The sequence below is a fragment of the Viridibacillus sp. NPDC093762 genome (genome assembly GCF_050279675.1).
In the GTDB taxonomy this organism is placed as follows: domain Bacteria; phylum Bacillota; class Bacilli; order Bacillales_A; family Planococcaceae; genus Viridibacillus.
In genome coordinates this window covers 514,316-533,987 of sequence record NZ_JBNNUK010000001.1, presented here as the reverse complement: position 1 = coordinate 533,987, position 19,672 = coordinate 514,316, and the positions used below count along the sequence as shown (strand labels likewise).

Here is a 19,672-nt window from a genome sequence, read left to right as displayed (position 1 = left end):
CTCTTTTCTTGCGATTATATCTAAATGGATGAAGGATCTAAATCAACTGTTAATTGAATACCTTTTTTCACCCAGTCTGTTCGATACATGCGAATTAATTGTTGTAAAGTAGCCGTTAAATTGGGCTCTTTTTTATATTTTATCAAACATTGATAACGATATCTATTTTGCACCCGACTAATAGATGCTGCCGTCGGACCAATAATACCTACATTTTGTGATAGTTGCATACGTAACCAATCTACTGCCTTACCTGCATATTCTGCTGCCATCAGCACATCTTCATGCGTCACTTGAATAAGTACGACATAATAATACGGTGGATAGGCGAAACGCTGTCTCATTTGCATTTCCTGTACATAAAATGGTTCATAATCTTGTTCTTTTGAAAGTTCGATTGCATAGTGCTCCGGTGTATATGTTTGGATAAATACTTCACCAGGTTTATCATGACGTCCTGCACGACCACTTACTTGTGTAAGTAATTGAAATGTACGCTCCGCAGCTCTAAAGTCCGGTAAATTTAATGAAGTATCGGCACTCAGAACACCAACCAACGTAATATTCGGAAAATCAAGCCCTTTCGCAATCATCTGTGTTCCTAGTAAAACATCAGCTTCTCCACGACCAAAGGCATCTAAAATACGTTCATGAGAACCCTTTTGTCTCGTTGTATCAACATCCATACGTAGTACTCTTGCTTCAGGAAAGAACTTATATATTTCACTTTCAACCTTTTGGGTTCCAGTACCGAAAAATCGAATATGTTCACTTTGACATTCAGGGCATTCATGTGGCACATGTTCTTCATAGCCACAATAATGACATTTCAGTTTTTCTTGAGAGCGGTGATAGGTCATAGAAATATCACAGTTTTTACATTGCACAACCGTACCACAATCTCTGCATAACACAAAGGAAGAAAAGCCTCTACGATTAAGGAATAGTACCATCTGCTCTTTTTTTTCAAGTCGAATACGAATTGCTTCTGCTAATTCCTCAGAGAACATCGAACGATTCCCGTTTTTCAATTGTTCACGCATATCGATAATTTCAACTGTTGGCAAGGATTGCTGCATCGCACGTTTTTTTAGTGTCAATAACGTGTACACTTGCTTCTTTGCTCTAGCAAAAGATTCTAAAGAAGGAGTTGCACTACCTAATATGACAGGACATTGATGAAATTCACTACGCCAAATAGCTACGTCTCTTGCATGATAACGCGGTGAGTCCTCTTGCTTATAAGTCGACTCATGCTCTTCATCCAATATAAATAAACCTACATTTGTGAAAGGGGCAAAAACGGCTGACCGAGCGCCGACTACTACCTTTACTTCCCCTCTTTGAATCTTTCGCCATTCATCATATTTTTCGCCTTTCGATAGGCCACTATGAAGAACAGCGACTAGTTCTCCAAAACGCGAGCGAAAACGCTCCGACATTTGAGGTGTTAAAGAAATTTCAGGGACGAGTACAATCGCTTCTTTCCCTTTTTCAAGAGTACTTTGAATAGCTTGTAAATAAACTTCCGTTTTCCCACTCCCTGTAATACCATGTAGTAAAAACGTTGTCGGTAATTTCTTTTTCATCGCTGTTAATATTTGCTGACGTGCTACTTCTTGTTCATCAGTCAGTGCAAGCGGCTTCGTCTTCACTGCATTCTTTGTAAATGGGTCTCGGTATACTTCTTCTTGAATATAAGTGGCAGCCCCTTTTTCAATGAGCGCATTAAGAACTGCAGTTGTAATATCTAAAGTCTGACAAAGTTCTTCAGGTGTAAAAACCGCACCATTATGATCTACCATCCATTCAGCGACCATAACTTGCTTTTTCGCTCTTTTTGGAATATCAGTGGCAATTTGCTGTAACTTTACTTCATCATCCGAAATTTTCAATTTTCGGACAGCCTTTACTTGACCTTGTTGTTTGACGACTGTTTTTATTTGAACTGTTCCTTGTTCAATACTGTATTTCAATGATTTTAGAAATCCAGCAACTTCTACTTTTTTATATGGAATTGATGATTTATTGCCAAAAAGATTTTGCAATTCATCTGGCAGGTCATCTAGTGGGCCTGTGAGATGAATGGTTTTTTCGTATTTCGCCCGTAAAGCAGAGGGTAACATCACTTGTAATGCATCAATTTCAAAGCATAAAGTATGTCTTGTCATCCACTGGGCAAGCTGGAGCATTTCACCCGTTAAGACAGGTTCAATATCGAGTAACTGTGATAGTGGTTTTAGTTTACCTTGTGGAACATCCGTTTCTTCCTTTAAAGCTGTGATGAAGCCAAGCACATTACGAGGGCCGAATGGTACTTTCACACGACATCCGGCTTCTACAAGTGCTTGCCATTCTTCTGGAACAGCGTAGTCAAACGGTCGATCCACTGGATAAGCCGCTACGTCTACAATAACTTGCGCAATCACCTTAAACTTTCTTCCCTTGCTAAAATGGTTTTGAATAACTCAAGTGCCAATTCTTTTTTAGGAAGATGAACGAATGTTTTTTCGAAATCATTATGCCCAACGACTGTAACCGTATTTGTATCAGTGCCGAAGCCTGCTCCATCTTGCGTTACATCATTAGCAACAATATAATTTGCATTTTTCTTTTCTAACTTACCCTTTGCATATTTTAATACATCATTGGTTTCTGCAGCAAAACCAATTAATAATTGATTTTTTTTACGTTCCCCTAATGTCAGTAAAATATCGGTGGTGCGTTCTAATTCAATAATCGCATCACCTAGCTGTTTTTTCATTTTTTGCATGTGCGCTGTTTTTGGACGATAATCCGCTACCGCTGCTGTTTTTACAACAATATTAGCATCATCATACTCAGCTAACATAGCTTGGAGCATGTCCTCAGCACTTTCCACATGAACAACCCTTACACCAGCTGGAGGCTCAATTGCTACTGAACCTGATACAAGTACAGTTTCCGCACCTAATTCATGTGCTGCTGCAGCCATAGCATAGCCCATTTTCCCAGTTGAGAAATTGGTTAAATAACGTACGGGATCAATTCTTTCACGCGTTGGTCCTGCAGAAATAACAACTTTTTTTCCTTTTAAGAGTCCGTTTTTAGGTTCGAAAAACTGGGCAGCTAGTGCTGTAATTTTCTCCGGTTCTTCTAAACGACCTTTACCTACATATCCGCAAGCTAAAAAGCCCTCAGATGGTTCGATAAATTCATAGCCATCTTCAGCTAATTGGGCAAGATTTCGTTTAACTGCAAGATTATCATACATATGAACATTCATTGCAGGTGCAATCCACACTTTTGCAGTTGTTGCTAATAATGTGGTTGTTACCATATCATCTGCAATACCGTTTGCGAGTTTACCAATTACATTTGCAGTTGCCGGCGCTACGATGACTAAATCCGCCCAATCTGCTAAATCGATATGTGCAATAACACTTGAATCTTTTTCATCAAAAGTGTCTGTATAAACATCATTTTTAGACATTACTTGAAAGCTTAAAGGTGTTACAAAACGTGTTGCAGATTCAGTCATCATTACTTTCACATGTGCACCAGCTTGAGATAATTTACTCACTAATGCTACTGCTTTGTAGACGGCGATTCCGCCTGAAACACAAAGTAAAATGTTTTTATTTGCAAGCATTTTTTTCTTCCTTTCAAAACGACAAGCTCCCAAAGAAATGTTAATTTCCTCGGGAGCTTCTACGTTGTCATGTCATTAAACTTCGTCTTCGTAAATAGCTGATTCGTCTTGGGCTACTTGACTTAAAACGCCAGCAGAAACTTCTTCAAGTGCTTTCCCTACATTCTTATGTGATTTATAAGATGAAAGCCTATAGTCACTACCTTCTTGCATTGCACGTGCTCTTTTTGAAGCAAGGCTAACTAATGAATATTTTGAATCGATTTTTTGTTTTAATACGTCAACAGATGGGTATAACATCTAATTATTCTCCTCTCAGCATAGCTAAGTATAGTTTTTCTACTCTTTCACGTCGACAATGTTCCGCAACTACGATTGCATTGACACGATCACAAGCTAATTGTACTTCATCGTTCTCAACGACATAATCGTACAAATTCATCATTTCTAATTCTTGGTTTGCTGCAGCAATACGCGTTGCAATCACATCTTCTGTTTCAGTACCACGCCCAACTAAACGTTGCTGTAATGCTGAAATGCTAGGTGGCGCAAGGAAGATGAATAAACCATCAGGAACCTTGTCACGAATTTGAGCTGCACCTTGTACTTCAATTTCTAAAAACACATCGCGTCCAGCATCTAATGTTTTGTTTACATATTCTAGAGGTGTGCCGTAATAGTTCCCTACATATTTAGCATATTCAAGGAGTTGTCCTTGTTCGATTAAACTTTCGAATTCCTCTGTTGATTTAAAGAAATAATCAACACCATCAACTTCGCCTTCACGTGGTAGACGTGTAGTCATGGAAATAGAATACTCATAATTAGTATCTGGTTGTGAAAAAAGTGCTTTTCGTACAGTACCTTTTCCGACACCTGAAGGGCCAGATAGGACAATTAATAATCCACGTTCTCTTCTCATACTTTCTCCCTCATCATTACAATATATTAATAGTACATTTAGTAAACACAATTATTCAATATTTTGAACTTGTTCTCGCATTTTTTCAAGAATCGTTTTTGCTTGGACAACAGCAGCTGAAGCTTCAACAGATTGGTTTTTAGAGCCAATTGTATTAATTTCACGATGAATTTCTTGCAATAAGAAATCGAGTTTTCTTCCGATAGAAACATTATCTTGAAGCGTTTCATCAAGCTGGGCAAAATGACTCGATAAACGGTCTAACTCCTCTGCAATATCTGCTTTTTCAGCAAAAATTGCAACCTCTGCTAATAATCGTTCTTCTAATGAGCTAATGTCTGTAAGCTCTGCAATTCTTGTAACGAGCTTATCGCGATACTTTTGCACGGCTTGATCGGCCACTTTACGAATTAACTCAATTTGCTCTGCTAAATCCGTTTTGAAACCTACTACTGCCTCTTGCAATTCCTGACCTTCTCTTTCGCGCATTTGGATCAGTGCATTTGCAGCTTGTTGTACAGCTTGATCAACAGCTGTTAAAATCTCTTCTTTTGATGTCTCTTGCACTTTGACAGTTAATGCTTGCTCTAAACTCAAAAGTTCTGTCATCGACCACTTCTCGTCGAGCAATATCTGTTTTTGCAATTCTTCTCTTGCTTCTTTATAAGCATTGACTAGAGGCCAATTCACTTGTACAACTTGCTGTTGCTGTGACAATTCTTTCACATGTACGGAAACATCTAACTTACCTCTTGAAACTAATGAGGAAAGCATTTTTTTTGTATGAACTTCCGCTTCCATCCACTCTTTCGGAAAACGTGTCGTTACTTCTAAAAATCGATGATTTACCGATCGAATTTCTACAGTAAGCTGAAATTGTTCCGTTGTTGTGACACCCCTGCCAAATCCAGTCATACTACGCACCAAGGTCAGTCACATCCTTCTTTGCATACTGATTTTTAATTATAACATATGAAAACAAGTTTTGCCTTGCTGATTTGCTAGAAGTTCACTTAATGGAACAAAAAAATGGTTACTATCGATAGTCACTAGTCACGAAGAAGTACATTTTCCAAATCCTACACTTAACTATATAAACTAAAAAATGTTAAGATAGAACAAAACGTTTTGAAAGAGGAATTACTTATGGCTTATGATGGTTTATTTACAATCGCAATGGCGAAAGAACTACAACAGTTAGTAACTGGCCGAATCGCGAAAGTGCATCAACCGAACACCCAAGAAATTATTTTACATATACGTGCCAATGGTGGAAATCACAAATTACTATTTTCAATTCACCCTTCTTATGCACGTGTTCATATCACAGAACAAACAATTGAAAACCCACCAGAACCACCTATGTTTTGCTCATTACTCCGTAAACATATTGAAGGTGGGTTTATTGAATCAATACAACAACAAGGTGCTGACCGAGTCCTTATCTTTAGAATTGCTAGTAAAAATGAGATTGGTGACCCTATCACGAGGGAATTACACGCGGAAATCATGGGGCGCCATAGCAATTTAATTTTAGTCGACAAAGAAACAGACAAAATCGTTGATAGCTTAAAGCATCTACCACCTGCTATGAATAGTTACCGTACAGTTTTACCTGGTCAACCTTTTATCGCACCACCAGAACAAGATAAGGAAGACCCTAAAACCGTAAGCATGGAATCATTACAGCTATTCTTTGCTGAAGAAAAAAACGCACAAGAAATAGTACAGCATTTTACAGGCTTCTCTCCCTTACACGCTACTGAATTGTTATACAGAAGTGAAGCTACAGGGCAACCAATCGCTGACCTCTTCTCTTCATTTATTGAAGAATTTAAAATTGGAGGGAATTTACCAACCTACGCCGAAATAAAGGGGAAAATATATTTTTCACCAGTGAAATTAACACATTTAGAAGGTGTTCATACAAGCTACCCAAACCTTAGCACTCTACTAGATCGCGTATTCTTTGCAAGAGCTGAGAGAGACCGCGTTAAACAACAAGCTGGTGATTTAGAACGCTGGTTACAAAACGAAATTAGCAAACTTAAATTAAAGTTAAAAAAACTCCAAAAAGATTTAGATCGAGCAAACAATTTAGACCAATTCCAATTATTCGGTGAGTTATTAATGGCTAACTTGTATGCTTTTGAAAAAGGGCAAAAAGAAGTTACTGTTGTTAATTATTATAGCGAGGACAGTGAGGAAATCACGATCCCTATTAGCGAACGGAAAACACCTGTTGAAAATGCACAGAGCTACTATACTAAGTACAACAAGGCGAAAAACGCACTTATCATGGTGCAAGAGCAACTTGATAAAACGCAAGAAGATTTAGCCTACTTTGAAATGCTATCGCAACAAGTACAACAAGCTGCGCCTGCTGATATAGAGGAGATTCGTGAAGAGTTAGCGGAACAGGGCTACTTGAAACTACGTGCTTCTAAACGTCGTAAAAAGCCAACTAAACCAGCTCCAGAGAAATTCAAATCTTCCACGGGCATTGACATTTCAGTTGGCAAAAACAATAAACAAAATGATTATCTAACATTTAAAATCGCACGTAAATCTGAAATTTGGTTGCATACTAAGGATATCCCAGGATCTCACGTCGTTATTCACTCATCTGAACCAGATGAACAAACTTTACTAGAAGCAGCAACTTTATCAGCCTATTTTAGTAAAGCACGTGAATCTTCATCAGTACCAGTAGATTACACTGAAATACGTCAGGTAAAAAAACCAAACGGGTCAAAACCAGGCTTTGTTATCTACTTTGAGCAGAGGACTTTATATGTAACACCAGATGAAGAATTAATCATGAAGTTAAAATAATTCTATTTAAGAACAATTAAAAGGAGCCCACATTTACCATGTGTGGCTCCTTTCACTTATTGCTTATTCGTTGCATCAATGCCTAACCATTTCTCTGAAATTTCTTTTAATGTACCGTCATTTGTTAATTCTTCTAAAGCTTTCGAAATATCTTCTACCTTTTTACTGTCAGTAGTAAATGGAAATGCAATATTCCCCCATGATGTGGGACCAAATCCTATTTTCACATCTTCCAATTTAGCTTTTTCAATAGTTGTTTTCACTTGTACTTGATCATTATAATAAGCGTCAACACGTCCTAATGATACTTCCTTCAATTCTGCTGTAGGGTCCTCAGAAAATGTTTTAATCGTAAAGTCATTGTTTTTATTTATATCTTTTAATTCTTTTTCAGCAGCTGTCCCTAAACCTACCCCAACCACTTTACCTTTTAAATCATCAATCGAATTAATATTATCGTTATTTGCCTTTACCGCAAATACTGATCCTGAATATAGATACGGTACGGTAAATGTATATTTTTCTTCTCTCTCAGTTGTCACTGATAATTGATTTGCAATTGTATCAATACGACCTGAATCTAATGATCCAAATAATCCCTCAAAATCAGCCGTTGTCCAATTCACTTTATATCCTGCCTTTTTTGCAGCCGCTTCAATAACATCCGCATCATAACCAATTACTTTATTGTCCTTTTGATAGATAAATGGACTTCTTCCAGCAGCTGTCCCAACATTAAGAACTTTTTCATCTGCTTTCACAGAATTCTCTCTGTTAGAAGAATCCTTTGAACTACATGCCGCTAATACCCCAACCACTGTAAAAACTATTATAAGTGACAATATTTTTTTGAATTTCATACTACCATCTCCTTACCCACTAACTGGTTTCTACTATTTAATTGTTGTAAAAATTTCTGTGTTCTTTCCTGCTTTGGATTATTAAAAATCTCTTCAGGAGTTCCTTGTTCAATAATAGAACCCTCCGCCATAAAAACAACATGGTCAGCCACTTGTCTTGCAAATGACATTTCATGAGTTACTACAATCATAGTCATATTCGAAAGCGATAGGTTTTGAATTACTTGTAGAACTTCTCCTACTAATTCAGGATCGAGTGCTGAAGTAGGTTCATCGAACAAAATTGCATAAGGATTTAGAGCGATAGCTCTAGCAATCCCTACGCGTTGTTGCTGACCACCCGACAAACTATTTGGATAATAGTCTTCTTTTTCAGATAAACCAACTTGTAATAGTAATTTTTCCGCAATACTTTCAGCTTCCACTTGCGAATTTTTCTGTACGGTAACTAACGGCAATGTAATATTTTCTTTTACCGTTTTGTTTTTAAACAAGCTATAATTTTGAAAAACCATAGCAGTTTTACGCCTTAATAATTGCACCTTTTTATTTGTTAGATTGGCAACATCTACGGTTACATCATCGATTATTATTTGACCCTTATCCGCTTGTTCTAATACATTTAAGCATCTTAATAGAGTCGACTTACCTGATCCAGATGGCCCTATTATCGCTACAACTTGACCCTTTTCCACAGTTAAAGAAATCCCTTTTAATACTTCGTTATCTTTATATGATTTGTGAAGATTCTGAACACTTATCATCCTTTTTCACTCCTTAATTACAGGTAAGGTACTTCTAAGCGATATTCTAATCGTCTCTGTAGCCAACCAATAATAACGGTTAAACCCCAGTAGATAATTGCAACAGCTAAGTAACTTTCCATATAAAGATAAGACTCTGCAGCAAGCATTTTGGCATGAGCTAAAATTTCTGCTAACCCTAACACAAACGTTAAAGAGGATTCTTTAATTAGACCAATAAAATTATTACCAAGTGCAGGAACTGCTACTCGAATAGCCTGCGGAAAAATCACCTTTCTCATGGCTTGCATTTTTGTCATTCCTACAGACAAACAAGCGTCCATTTGATTGCTCTCCACTCCATTTAAAGAACCACGTAAAATTTCAGATAAATACGCTGCATTATTTAAGCTTAGACCAATTAAAGCTGCTTGTAAGGAAGTTATAACAGCCATCTCAGGGAAAATCTGAGGAAGTCCAAAATATAAAACGAATAACTGCACAAGTAATGGTGTCCCTCTAAAAAATGAAATATATAATCGAGATAATGGATATAACACTTTTATTCGATTACGATCAATGAGAACAAGCAGAATACTAATAAAAAATGAAATAATCATTGATACCACAGAAACACCTAATGTGATATATACATACTTCAATAATTGTGGTAGCGATTCTAAAAAATACATAAAATCAAACTTCATTTTGTCACCTTCTATAACGATTTTGCTTTAATTGTTTTATGCAATTTCAAAAACAATACGATTACCACTTGGATCTTCTACCGCAAACTCATTTCCCAAATCTTGAATTTGTATTTGTTGTTTAATATATTTTTTTGCTGATTCGAAATTTTCTGTTGTTGGTAATTTAAACCTTACTTCTTTCAATCCTGATTCATTCTTTTCCGCCTTTTGAAGCCCTTCACCCGACCATACATTTCCCGCAATATGATGATGATAGCCACCTGTCGAAATAAAGAATGCAGTATCAATAATTACCTGTTCCTCAAAACCTAACGTATTGACGTAGAAATCTACCGATTCCTCGATATTCGCTACTCGTAAATGGACATGACCTACAATTGTTTCTGTTGGTAATTTACCATCTGTTTCAAAATCAGCTAACGGAGCTAATTCTTTAAAGTTAAGTGGATTACTACCACCTGGATACTTATCCCAATCTTCACGATTACGATCAGCATATATCTCAATACCATTTCCTTCAATATCATACATATAAAACGCCTCACTATATCCATGATCACTCGCACTATCTAATCTAGCAATTGGGATGAAGCGTTCAAAGTGCGGGAAACGTGAAGCTTGTTCTACTGGACTATCAATCGTTTCCTTATTACGCAGAATTTCAAAAAATTTCGTTGCAAACGCTTCTCTACCTGGTAATAAAAATGCTGTATGGAATAGACCGGTACTTTTAGCCGGTTGTAATTTTTCTGCTGTTTTTTCTAATTCAAAAATAACTGTGTTACTACCTTTTCCACCAAACTTAGCATGTTGTGTATTTCTCTCTAATACATCAAGACCAACTACATTTTCGTAAAATGCAATTTGACGCTCCAGATCCTTTACTTTTAAAATGACACTTCCTACTTGTGTCGCTCCATTCAATACAAACTTCTCTTGTTTTCCATCAATTCTTTGTACCATCTTTATAACCTCTCTCCTTTTTATTAACCAATTGCGGAATAAACGACTTCTAATAAAAACTCTCTTTCTACATAATCGAGAAAGAGAATTGAGGGGAGCTAATTCAACTCTTATCTCTCATGATTTCATGCAATCATGTTGGAGTTAGCACCTTCCTAAACAATAGGGGTTGCTGAAACTTCAGTGGGCCAATTCCCTCAGTTTCTCAAGATAAGAAATCTATTTAATATTCCTAGTTAACTCATTGGTTTAATTGATTTTAAAACATTTTCTATAATTTAGCAACATTTTTTACCAATTATTTTATTTCCATGAAAAATATCCCCTTAATTTGAATTAGAATTTTGAACAATAAAAAAACTAGCATGAGAGAATTTCGATTCTCATGCTAGTTTTTTTGAATGCCTATATTTAATATATTATTTTAAATTCCCTGCTTTTAAATCCTCATGCCATTGCAGTAAACCTGGAATGTCTGATTCATTAATAGCACCTGATTCTTTTGCCGCTTCAACTAACGCTTCGAAGTTTGATAGGCTATAGTAAGGAACACCAACTTCTTCAAAGGCTTGTTCAGCACGTGGTAATTTATATGAATACACTGAAACAACACCAAGTACTTCTGCCCCTTCACGACGAAGTGCTTCTACAGCTGTAATACTTGAGCCACCTGTTGAAATAATATCTTCTACCACAACTACCTTTTGACCTGTTGAAAGTTTCCCTTCTGTTTGGTTACCACGACCATGGTCTTTTGGTTTTGAACGTACATATACCATTGGTAAGTCTAAAATATCGCTTACCCATGCTGCATGTGGAATTCCCGCTGTCGCTGTACCTGCTACTACATCTGTTTCTGGGAAGTTTTCTTTAATAAGCGCTGCAAGGCCGTTTGCGATTGTTGTACGTACTTTTGGAAAAGAAATTGTTAGACGTGTATCACAGTAGATTGGTGATTTAATACCTGATGCCCAAGTAAATGGATCATTCGGACTTAGCTCTACTGCCCCTACTTCTAACATACCTTGTGCTACTTCTTTTTGAATTGTCATTATTGTTGTCCTCCCCATAATTGTTGTACAGCATGGTACGCTTCAACTGGATTTTCTGCTTGTGTAATAGCACGACCTACAACGATTTGGGTCGATCCTTCTTGGTGTGCAAAATCAGGTGTAGCAACGCGTTTTTGATCATGTGCAGCCCCGCCAGCCATGCGAATACCTGGTGTTACTTTTAGGAAGCTTTCTCCACATACTTCGCTGATTGCTTTTGCTTCGAGTACAGAGCATACAACACCATCTAAACCAGCTGATTGTGCCAGTTTGGCATAATGCAGTACTGATTGATCTAAAGATAAATTGATTTGTTGCTCGTTTTGCATTTCCTCTTCAGTCGTTGAGGTTAACTGAGTTACTGCAATTAAAGCTGGTCGCTGTTTACCTTCCTCAGTTCCCTCTTTTAATCCCTCAAGAGCAGCCGCCATCATATTTGAACCGCCTGCAGCATGGACATTTACTAAGTCCACACCAAGTTTTGCTAAGCCCTTCATCGCTGATTTCACCGTATTTGGAATATCATGTAGTTTTAAATCTAAAAAAATGTCGTGACCTTGTGCTTTAATTTCGCGAATGATGTCTGGCCCTACTTGTAAATAAAGCTCAAGACCCACCTTCACAAATAGTGGCTCATTGAACTGCGAAAGAAATGTCATTACCTTCTGTTCATCTGGAAAATCTAACGCGATAATAGGCTTATTATTCATTTAGCGATGGCTCCTTCCAATTACATCTGTTAATTTGTCATAACCTAATTCATCTAGCTTTTGTGGTAATGCTTCTATAATATTTGGGCAGATGAATGGATCCACAAAGTTTGCAGTACCTACTGCTACAGCACTTGCCCCTACAGATAGGAAGTCGATCACATCTTCTGCAGTTGCAACTCCGCCCATTCCAATGATGGGAATATTAACGTTTCGACTTACTTCATGAACCATACGAATTGATACCGGTTTAACAGCTGGGCCTGATAATCCTCCAGTACCGTTAGCAATAATTGGTTTTCCTGTTTTCGGATGCAAACGCATACCGATTAATGTATTAATCATCGTAATACCGTCTGCTCCACCAGCTTCTACAGCTTTAGCTATTTCAGAGATATTCGTTACATTTGGTGATAATTTTACATATACAGGTACATCTGATACCGCTTTTACTGCTGCCGTTAAGTCACTTGCTGATTTCGGATCTGTACCGAATTGAATCCCACCACATTTAACATTTGGACATGAAATATTCAACTCTAATGCATGTACATTTGGTGCTTTTGAAATAGCCTCTGCTACTGCTACATAATCGGCCGTTTCTGTTCCAGCCACATTAGCAATAATCGGTACATCATATTTTTCTAACCACGGAAGTTCATGTGATAAAACATGCTCTAAACCTGGATTTTGTAAACCAATGGCATTTAACATACCTGCTGCTGTTTCAGCAACACGTGGTGTTGGGTTACCAGAGCGTGTTTCCAATGTTGTAGCTTTAATCATTATTGCACCTAGCTTTGATAGATCATAAAGCTGTGCATATTCTTGTCCAAAACCGAAGCAGCCTGAAGCTGGGATAATTGGGTTTTTTAATGATAAGCCTGGTAATTCGACTTGTAATCTATTCATAGCTTCACAACTCCTCTCGGGAAGACTGGACCGTCAGAACAAATCTTCAAGTATTCTTTTTCTGTTGCATCTGTTGTATTACATACGCAAGCATAGCAAGCTCCGATGCCGCAGCCCATGCGCTCTTCAAAGGAAAGGAATCCTTTTTTATCAGGATAAGTTTGCTCTAATGCTCCTAGCATCGGAGTGGGTCCACAGCTATAAAAAACATCAAAATCAGGTGCTTTATCTCTTAATAAGTCAGTAACAAATCCTTTTGTTCCTTGACTACCATCTGCAGTTACGATATATGTGTCGTCTAACTCGGAAAATTCCTTTTCGTAAAAGACGTTGTTTTCAGATTGGAATCCTAGTACGTGAATCGTACGTACTCCTTTTGCATGCAATTCTTTTGAAAGCTGATACAAAGGAGGCACGCCAATACCACCACCAACTAAAAGTGCTGTTTGCCCCGGCTCTACTTCTTCTACAGGGAAACCGTGTCCTAGTGGTCCAAGTACATCCACTTCTTCACCTGGTCGTTTTGCCGATAAGATTGTCGTACCACGACCTTCTGCTCGGTAAATCATTGTGAACTGCATTAGTTCATGATCAATTGATGCGATACTAATCGGTCTTCTTAATAAAGGTTCAAAAGTATCCGTTACACGTACATGGACGAATTGACCCGGTTGTTTCATATCATGGACAAGCTGACCTGTTAAAGTCAGCTCAAAAATATCCTCAGCAATTTGCTGTTGGCGTACAACTTGCATACGTTCTTGGTGAATCATCCTCGCACCTCCTGCTTAGGCATTTCTTCAGCTGTAAAGGTCATAGATTCGATTACTCGAAGCATTGCCTCTGCAGTATCAAGAGATGTTAAGCATGGAACCCCATTTTCTACTGATTCACGGCGGATACGGAAACCGTCACGTGCGGGTTGTTTTCCTTTTGTTAGTGTATTGACGATTAATTGCGCACCGCCATTTTGGATTACGTCTAGTAAAGTAGGACCATTTGATCCAATTTTATCAACAACACTCGCTTTTATACCTGCTTCTTCAATTGCTTTTGCAGTACCTGGTGTTGCTAAAATACTATAACCGATATTCGTAAAGCGTTTAGCTAAAGCAATTGCTTCGTCTTTATCTTTGTCCGCTACTGTCATTAAGACTGAACCGTGATCCTTAATATCCATACCAGCAGCTACTAGACCTTTATATAGCGCTTTTTCTAGTGTACTATCTTTACCCATTACTTCACCTGTTGATTTCATTTCAGGTCCTAATGTAATGTCAACCCGACGCAATTTAGCAAAGCTGAATACTGGTACTTTCACGTAAACACCTTTTTGAATCGGTGCTAAACCAGTTTGGTAACCTTGTTCCACAATTGATTGACCCAGTATCGCTTTTGTTGCAATATTCGCCATCGGTAAGTTCGTAATTTTACTTAAGAACGGTACTGTACGTGATGCACGTGGGTTTACTTCGATAACATATACTTCATCATCAGAAATTACATACTGGATGTTCATTAAACCTTTGATTTCCAACCCTTTTGCTAAACGAGTTGTATAGTCTGTTAATGTATCAATATGTTTTTGAGACAGTTGTTGAGGTGGATATACTGCAATCGAGTCACCTGAGTGAACACCTGCACGTTCGATATGCTCCATAATACCCGGAATCAAGACGTTCTCACCGTCACAAATCGCATCTACTTCAATTTCTGTACCAGTTAAGTATCTATCAACTAATACTGGGTGCTCTGGGCTAGCTTCAACCGCATGCTCCATGTAATATTGTAGTTCTTCTTCGTTATAAACGATTTCCATTGCGCGTCCACCTAGTACATATGATGGTCTCACTAAAACTGGGAATCCGATTCTCTTAGCAATAACAATCGCTTCTTCTGCAGAAGTAGCCGTTTTACCCATTGGTTGTGGGATACCTATTTCATGCAGTGCTTCCTCGAAACGGTCGCGTGATTCAGCACGGTCAATTGCATCTAGTGATGTTCCTAAAATTTTCACGCCTCTTGCTTCCAATTTATCTGCTAGGTTAATAGCTGTTTGGCCACCAAATTGGACGACAACACCTTTTGGTTGTTCAAGATCAATGATGTGCATAACATCTTCAATTGTTAATGGCTCGAAGTAAAGCTTATCAGAGATTGAGAAGTCAGTTGAAACTGTTTCTGGGTTTGAGTTAATAATGATTGCCTCGTACCCTGCTTCTTTAATCGCCCAAACAGAGTGTACTGTTGCGTAGTCAAATTCTACCCCTTGTCCGATACGAATTGGACCTGATCCAAGCACGATTACCGATTCACGTTCTGATTGGATTGATTCATTTTCATCTTCGTATGTACCGTAGAAGTATGGTGTTTCTGATTCAAATTCAGCAGCACATGTATCTACCATTTTGTAAACTGGTATGATGCCATTTTCTTTACGAAAATCGTAGATAGCAGACTCTGTTGTATTCCAAAGTTTCGCAACTGTTTCATCTGCAAAACCTATACGTTTTGCTTGGCGCAATACGACTTTGTCATGCGGATTATCTTTTAATACAGTTTCATAATCAACAATGTTTTTAAATTTATTTAAGAAGAATATATCGATTTGACTCCAGTCATGGATTGTTTCGATTGTCACGCCTCGACGCAATGCTTCTCCCAGGAAGAATAGACGCTCATCTCCTGCTTTACGGATACGTTTTTCAATCCATTGATCTGACAGCTCGTCAGGATTTTTCATTTCAATATGTTTATGCCCAGTTTCAAGTGAACGAACTGCTTTTAGCATAGCTTCCTCGAAATTACGGCCGATTGCCATTACTTCACCAGTTGCTTTCATTTGAGTGCCTAAGTTACGTTTTGCATTTTCGAATTTATCGAAAGGCCAGCGTGGAATTTTCGCCACAACATAATCTAGTGCTGGTTCGAAGCAAGCGTAAGTTTTGCCCGTAACAGGGTTCATCATTTCATCTAGTGTTAAACCGACTGCGATTTTCGCTGCAAGCTTCGCAATTGGGTAACCAGTTGCTTTTGAAGCAAGTGCTGATGAACGTGATACACGTGGATTCACTTCAATAATATAGTAGTTGAAGCTGTGTGGATCAAGGGCAAGTTGAACGTTACAACCACCTTCGATTTTAAGTGCACGAATGATTTTAAGCGATACATTTCGTAGCATGTGATACTCACGGTCTGATAAAGTTTGAGATGGTGCAACTACAATTGAATCTCCTGTATGAATCCCAACTGGATCCACATTTTCCATGTTACAAACTACGATTGCATTGTCTTTAGAGTCACGCATTACTTCATATTCTATTTCTTTGAAACCTGCGATTGATTTTTCTAGTAAACATTGTGTTACCGGGCTATATTTTAGACCAGATGTCACGATTTCGTTTAAATCTTGATCGTTATAACAAATACCACCGCCAGTTCCGCCAAGCGTGAAAGCAGGACGAACGATTACTGGATAACCAATTTTTTCAACAAAAGCATTTGCTTCTTCTAAGTTGTGAATAATGTCTGATTCTGGTACAGGAACCCCTAATTCGTACATTAAGTTACGGAACAAATCTCGGTCTTCAGCTTTATTGATGGCATCAAGTTTTGTACCAAGGATTTCAATGTTTAGTTCATCTAAAATTCCTGATTCATGTAATTCAATAGCCATGTTTAAACCCGTTTGACCACCTAAAGTTGGTAGTACTGCATCTGGGCGTTCTTTACGGATAATACGTGAAACAAACTCCAATGTAATTGGTTCGATGTACACTTTATCTGCGATTTGCGTATCCGTCATAATTGTTGCTGGGTTTGAGTTAATTAAAATGACGCGGTAGCCCTCTTCTTTTAATGATAGACATGCTTGTGTTCCTGCATAGTCGAATTCTGCAGCTTGTCCGATTACGATTGGGCCTGAGCCGATTACTAAAATGGTTTTGATATCTTGACGTTTAGGCATGGTGTTGCTCCTTTCTAGTATCTACATTCATTAACTCGATAAATTCATCAAATAAGTGGTTTGAATCTTCTGGTCCTGGTGATGCTTCTGGGTGATATTGTACGGTGAATACTGGATATTCTTTATGTTTTAAACCTTCGATTGTTCCGTCATTTAATGCAAGATGAGTAACTTCTAAACTAGTTCCTTCTAGTGAAGCTGGATCGATTGCATAGCCATGATTTTGAGAAGTTAGTTCAGTAAGTCCAGTTTTTAGTTCTTTTACTGGATGATTAGCACCACGGTGTCCAAATTTAAGTTTGAACGAATCTGCGCCACAAGCTAGTGCGAAAAGTTGATGTCCTAAGCAAATACCGAACATTGGCACTTTTCCGATTAGATTTTTAATTGTTTCAATTGCTACTGGCACATCTTTTGGATCTCCAGGTCCATTTGATAACATTATACCGTCTGGATATAAAGCTAAAATTTCTTCTGCTGGCATATTGTAAGGCACTACAACGACGTCACAGTCACGTTTGTTTAACTCGCGCAAAATACCATGCTTCATACCGAAGTCCATTAATACAACTTTTTTACCTCGACCTGGGCTTGGATATGGTGTTTTGGTAGAAACTTGCTCTACTTGGTTTGTTGGGAATGTAGTTGATTTTAATTTTGCTACTACCTCTTCAACAACTACTTCTTCTCCTGCTGCTGTTAAAGTAGCTTTAATCGAACCCATTTCGCGAATCAAACGAGTTAACTTTCTTGTATCAATCCCTTCAATACCAGGGATTTTTTTCATTTTGAAGAATTCATCTAATGTTGTGTCACAACGGAAATTTGATGGTGTTTGTGCTAATTCGCGTACAACGAATCCTTTTATTGCAGGGTCAATTGTTTCGAAATCGTCACGATTAATACCGTAGTTACCGATTAATGGATATGTCATTGTCACAATTTGTCCTGCAAATGATGGGTCAGACAATGTTTCTTGATAGCCTGTCATTCCTGTTGTAAATACAACTTCTCCGTCTGATGCTAAGTCACTACCAAAGGCTTGCCCTTCAAATACGATACCGTTTTCTAAAATTAACTTTCTGATTGTCATTGTGCTTCCTCCCATACGATGTTACCTTCAAAGATTGTCATAACTGGCCAGCCTTTTGCTGTCCATCCATTGAATGGTGTGTTTCTACCTTTTGATACGAAACCTTCAGCATCAATTGTTTGTTCTTTATTTAGATCAAGTAAGATTAAATCTGCCGATGCCCCAACTTCTATCTTGCCATACGGTAAGTTGAATAACTCAGCTGGTTTTGCAGCCATCCAATCGATTAATTGTTTTAATGTCCATTTACCTGTTTCAACAAATTTTGTATAAAGTAGTGGGAACGCTGTTTCAAAACCGACAATGCCGAATGGTGCACCTACCATGCCACAGCATTTTTCTTCAACTGTGTGTGGTGCGTGGTCTGTTGCGATACAGTCAATGGTGCCATCAAGTAATGCTTCATGTAATGCTTGTAAGTCATCATTCGCACGTAATGGTGGATTCATTTTCCAGTTTGCATCATCTGATGGAATGTCCATTTCTTCTAATAGAAGGTGGTGCGGACAAACCTCTGCAGTAACTTTAATGCCTGCTGCTTTTGCATCACGTACTACGCGTACCGATTCTTTTGTTGATACGTGACATACATGGTAATGTGCACCTGCTGCTTCAGCTAAAAGAACGTCTCGGGCGATTTGCACTGATTCACAAACAGATGGTATCCCCGGCAAACCTAGCTCATGATTGCGAGTGCCTTCGTGCATCACGCCATCGTAGATCAACGAATTATCTTCGCAGTGCGCAACGACCGCCATGCCAATTTTCGCTGCATCTTTCATTTGCTCAAACATCGTTGCTGCTTCTTGTACACCAACACCATCATCAGAGAATGCAACTGCACCATGTGCTTTTAAATCTGTTAAGTTTGTGCGTTTGTCCCCAGATTGTGCGACTGTTAAAGACCCATAAGGTAAAACGCGAATAACTGCACTATCTTCAATCAAACTATTTATGTAGTCGAGATTTTCAATTGAATCTGGTACTGGCTTAGTGTTAGGCATTGCACAAATTGTTGTGAAGCCACCTTTTGCTGCAGAAGCTGTACCAGTTGCAATCGTTTCTTTATGTTCGAAACCTGGCTCACGAAGATGAGTATGTACATCTACAAAACCTGGGGCTACTACAAGACCTTTACCGTCGATTACTTCAGAAGCCTCAGCCGAGATTGAAGCACCGATTTCTTTAATGTTACCACCATCTATCAGGATGTCTGTTGATTGAAACTCGCCTTGTTCATTTAACATTTGAACATTTTTCAGTAATTTTGTCAT

Annotated in this window: 17 protein-coding genes and 1 riboswitch; of the genes, 1 reads left to right on the top strand and 16 read right to left on the bottom strand. The window is 38.2% G+C overall.

Annotated elements, in window-relative coordinates; genetic code table 11:
- Positions 1-20 precede the first annotated feature (20 nt).
- The 5 genes from priA to ACQKM9_RS02505 all read right to left on the bottom strand — a co-directional run bounded on the left by priA (position 21) and on the right by ACQKM9_RS02505 (position 5,468).
- Entirely contained in the window at positions 21-2,429 is a 2,409-nt protein-coding gene (gene priA / locus ACQKM9_RS02525) for a primosomal protein N' (RefSeq protein ID WP_427732360.1), read from the bottom strand.
- Positions 2,426-3,631 (bottom strand): bifunctional phosphopantothenoylcysteine decarboxylase/phosphopantothenate--cysteine ligase CoaBC, encoded by a 1,206-nt coding sequence (gene coaBC / locus ACQKM9_RS02520; protein ID WP_427732358.1) that lies wholly within the window; start codon positions 3,629-3,631, stop codon positions 2,426-2,428. Before coaBC ends, priA begins: the two co-directional genes overlap by 4 nt.
- A 75-nt stretch (positions 3,632-3,706) precedes the next feature.
- On the bottom strand, positions 3,707-3,931 hold the full coding sequence (gene rpoZ, locus ACQKM9_RS02515) for a DNA-directed RNA polymerase subunit omega (protein ID WP_038183947.1): 225 nt from the start codon (positions 3,929-3,931) through the stop codon (positions 3,707-3,709).
- A 4-nt stretch (positions 3,932-3,935) separates the two neighbouring features.
- Positions 3,936-4,553: a guanylate kinase gene (gene gmk, locus ACQKM9_RS02510; RefSeq protein WP_427732356.1), complete on the bottom strand. Its 618-nt coding sequence runs from the start codon at positions 4,551-4,553 to the stop codon at positions 3,936-3,938.
- A 51-nt stretch (positions 4,554-4,604) separates the two neighbouring features.
- The gene (locus ACQKM9_RS02505; protein WP_427732354.1) at positions 4,605-5,468 is read right to left on the bottom strand and encodes a YicC/YloC family endoribonuclease; all 864 of its coding nucleotides are present in this window, start codon (positions 5,466-5,468) and stop codon (positions 4,605-4,607) included.
- Between the two features lie 231 nt (positions 5,469-5,699).
- Between ACQKM9_RS02505 and ACQKM9_RS02500 the strand changes: the two genes are divergently transcribed.
- Positions 5,700-7,388, top strand: coding sequence for an Rqc2 family fibronectin-binding protein (locus ACQKM9_RS02500; RefSeq protein WP_427732352.1), 1,689 nt, complete (start codon positions 5,700-5,702; stop codon positions 7,386-7,388).
- A 56-nt stretch (positions 7,389-7,444) separates the two neighbouring features.
- Here ACQKM9_RS02500 and ACQKM9_RS02495 read toward each other — a convergent pair whose 3' ends face one another.
- From ACQKM9_RS02495 to ACQKM9_RS02445, 11 genes are all read right to left on the bottom strand, one after another.
- Complete coding sequence (locus ACQKM9_RS02495) at positions 7,445-8,248, bottom strand: transporter substrate-binding domain-containing protein (protein WP_427732350.1); 804 nt, start codon at positions 8,246-8,248, stop codon at positions 7,445-7,447.
- Positions 8,245-9,012 (bottom strand): amino acid ABC transporter ATP-binding protein, encoded by a 768-nt coding sequence (locus ACQKM9_RS02490; RefSeq protein ID WP_427732348.1) that lies wholly within the window; start codon positions 9,010-9,012, stop codon positions 8,245-8,247. The genes ACQKM9_RS02495 and ACQKM9_RS02490 overlap by 4 nt, the downstream gene beginning before the upstream one ends.
- Before the next feature lie 17 nt (positions 9,013-9,029).
- On the bottom strand, positions 9,030-9,698 hold the full coding sequence (locus tag ACQKM9_RS02485; protein ID WP_427732346.1) for an amino acid ABC transporter permease: 669 nt from the start codon (positions 9,696-9,698) through the stop codon (positions 9,030-9,032).
- A gap of 36 nt (positions 9,699-9,734) precedes the next feature.
- Positions 9,735-10,664 (bottom strand): VOC family protein, encoded by a 930-nt coding sequence (locus tag ACQKM9_RS02480; RefSeq protein ID WP_427732344.1) that lies wholly within the window; start codon positions 10,662-10,664, stop codon positions 9,735-9,737.
- A gap of 107 nt (positions 10,665-10,771) precedes the next feature.
- Positions 10,772-10,881, bottom strand: a riboswitch (SAM riboswitch).
- A gap of 202 nt (positions 10,882-11,083) precedes the next feature.
- The gene (gene pyrE / locus ACQKM9_RS02475) at positions 11,084-11,716 is read right to left on the bottom strand and encodes an orotate phosphoribosyltransferase (protein WP_427732342.1); all 633 of its coding nucleotides are present in this window, start codon (positions 11,714-11,716) and stop codon (positions 11,084-11,086) included.
- Positions 11,716-12,426: an orotidine-5'-phosphate decarboxylase gene (gene pyrF, locus ACQKM9_RS02470; protein WP_427732340.1), complete on the bottom strand. Its 711-nt coding sequence runs from the start codon at positions 12,424-12,426 to the stop codon at positions 11,716-11,718. Before pyrF ends, pyrE begins: the two co-directional genes overlap by 1 nt.
- Positions 12,427-13,338 (bottom strand): dihydroorotate dehydrogenase, encoded by a 912-nt coding sequence (locus ACQKM9_RS02465; protein WP_427732339.1) that lies wholly within the window; start codon positions 13,336-13,338, stop codon positions 12,427-12,429.
- A complete protein-coding gene (locus ACQKM9_RS02460) occupies positions 13,335-14,111 on the bottom strand; it encodes a dihydroorotate dehydrogenase electron transfer subunit (protein ID WP_427732337.1) in 777 nt (258 codons plus the stop codon). The genes ACQKM9_RS02465 and ACQKM9_RS02460 overlap by 4 nt, the downstream gene beginning before the upstream one ends.
- Positions 14,108-17,305 (bottom strand): carbamoyl-phosphate synthase large subunit, encoded by a 3,198-nt coding sequence (gene carB, locus ACQKM9_RS02455; protein WP_427732335.1) that lies wholly within the window; start codon positions 17,303-17,305, stop codon positions 14,108-14,110. Before carB ends, ACQKM9_RS02460 begins: the two co-directional genes overlap by 4 nt.
- The gene (locus tag ACQKM9_RS02450; protein ID WP_427732333.1) at positions 17,298-18,398 is read right to left on the bottom strand and encodes a carbamoyl phosphate synthase small subunit; all 1,101 of its coding nucleotides are present in this window, start codon (positions 18,396-18,398) and stop codon (positions 17,298-17,300) included. The genes carB and ACQKM9_RS02450 overlap by 8 nt, the downstream gene beginning before the upstream one ends.
- Positions 18,395-19,672: a dihydroorotase gene (locus tag ACQKM9_RS02445; protein WP_427732331.1), complete on the bottom strand. Its 1,278-nt coding sequence runs from the start codon at positions 19,670-19,672 to the stop codon at positions 18,395-18,397. Before ACQKM9_RS02445 ends, ACQKM9_RS02450 begins: the two co-directional genes overlap by 4 nt.

Bases quoted from the DNA above. Each gene is read 5' to 3' on its own strand.
- coaBC (WP_427732358.1), bottom strand. From the start codon at position 3,631: ATGCTTGCAAATAAAAACATTTTACTTTGTGTTTCAGGCGGAATCGCC.
- rpoZ (WP_038183947.1), bottom strand. From the start codon at position 3,931: ATGTTATACCCATCTGTTGACGTATTAAAACAAAAAATCGATTCAAAA.
- gmk (WP_427732356.1), bottom strand. From the start codon at position 4,553: ATGAGAAGAGAACGTGGATTATTAATTGTCCTATCTGGCCCTTCAGGT.
- ACQKM9_RS02505 (WP_427732354.1), bottom strand. From the start codon at position 5,468: ATGACTGGATTTGGCAGGGGTGTCACAACAACGGAACAATTTCAGCTT.
- ACQKM9_RS02500 (WP_427732352.1), top strand. From the start codon at position 5,700: ATGGCTTATGATGGTTTATTTACAATCGCAATGGCGAAAGAACTACAA.
- ACQKM9_RS02495 (WP_427732350.1), bottom strand. From the start codon at position 8,248: ATGAAATTCAAAAAAATATTGTCACTTATAATAGTTTTTACAGTGGTT.
- ACQKM9_RS02490 (WP_427732348.1), bottom strand. From the start codon at position 9,012: ATGATAAGTGTTCAGAATCTTCACAAATCATATAAAGATAACGAAGTA.
- ACQKM9_RS02485 (WP_427732346.1), bottom strand. From the start codon at position 9,698: ATGAAGTTTGATTTTATGTATTTTTTAGAATCGCTACCACAATTATTG.
- ACQKM9_RS02480 (WP_427732344.1), bottom strand. From the start codon at position 10,664: ATGGTACAAAGAATTGATGGAAAACAAGAGAAGTTTGTATTGAATGGA.
- pyrE (WP_427732342.1), bottom strand. From the start codon at position 11,716: ATGACAATTCAAAAAGAAGTAGCACAAGGTATGTTAGAAGTAGGGGCA.
- pyrF (WP_427732340.1), bottom strand. From the start codon at position 12,426: ATGAATAATAAGCCTATTATCGCGTTAGATTTTCCAGATGAACAGAAG.
- ACQKM9_RS02465 (WP_427732339.1), bottom strand. From the start codon at position 13,338: ATGAATAGATTACAAGTCGAATTACCAGGCTTATCATTAAAAAACCCA.
- ACQKM9_RS02460 (WP_427732337.1), bottom strand. From the start codon at position 14,111: ATGATTCACCAAGAACGTATGCAAGTTGTACGCCAACAGCAAATTGCT.
- carB (WP_427732335.1), bottom strand. From the start codon at position 17,305: ATGCCTAAACGTCAAGATATCAAAACCATTTTAGTAATCGGCTCAGGC.
- ACQKM9_RS02450 (WP_427732333.1), bottom strand. From the start codon at position 18,398: ATGACAATCAGAAAGTTAATTTTAGAAAACGGTATCGTATTTGAAGGG.
- ACQKM9_RS02445 (WP_427732331.1), bottom strand. From the start codon at position 19,672: ATGACAAAATTACTGAAAAATGTTCAAATGTTAAATGAACAAGGCGAG.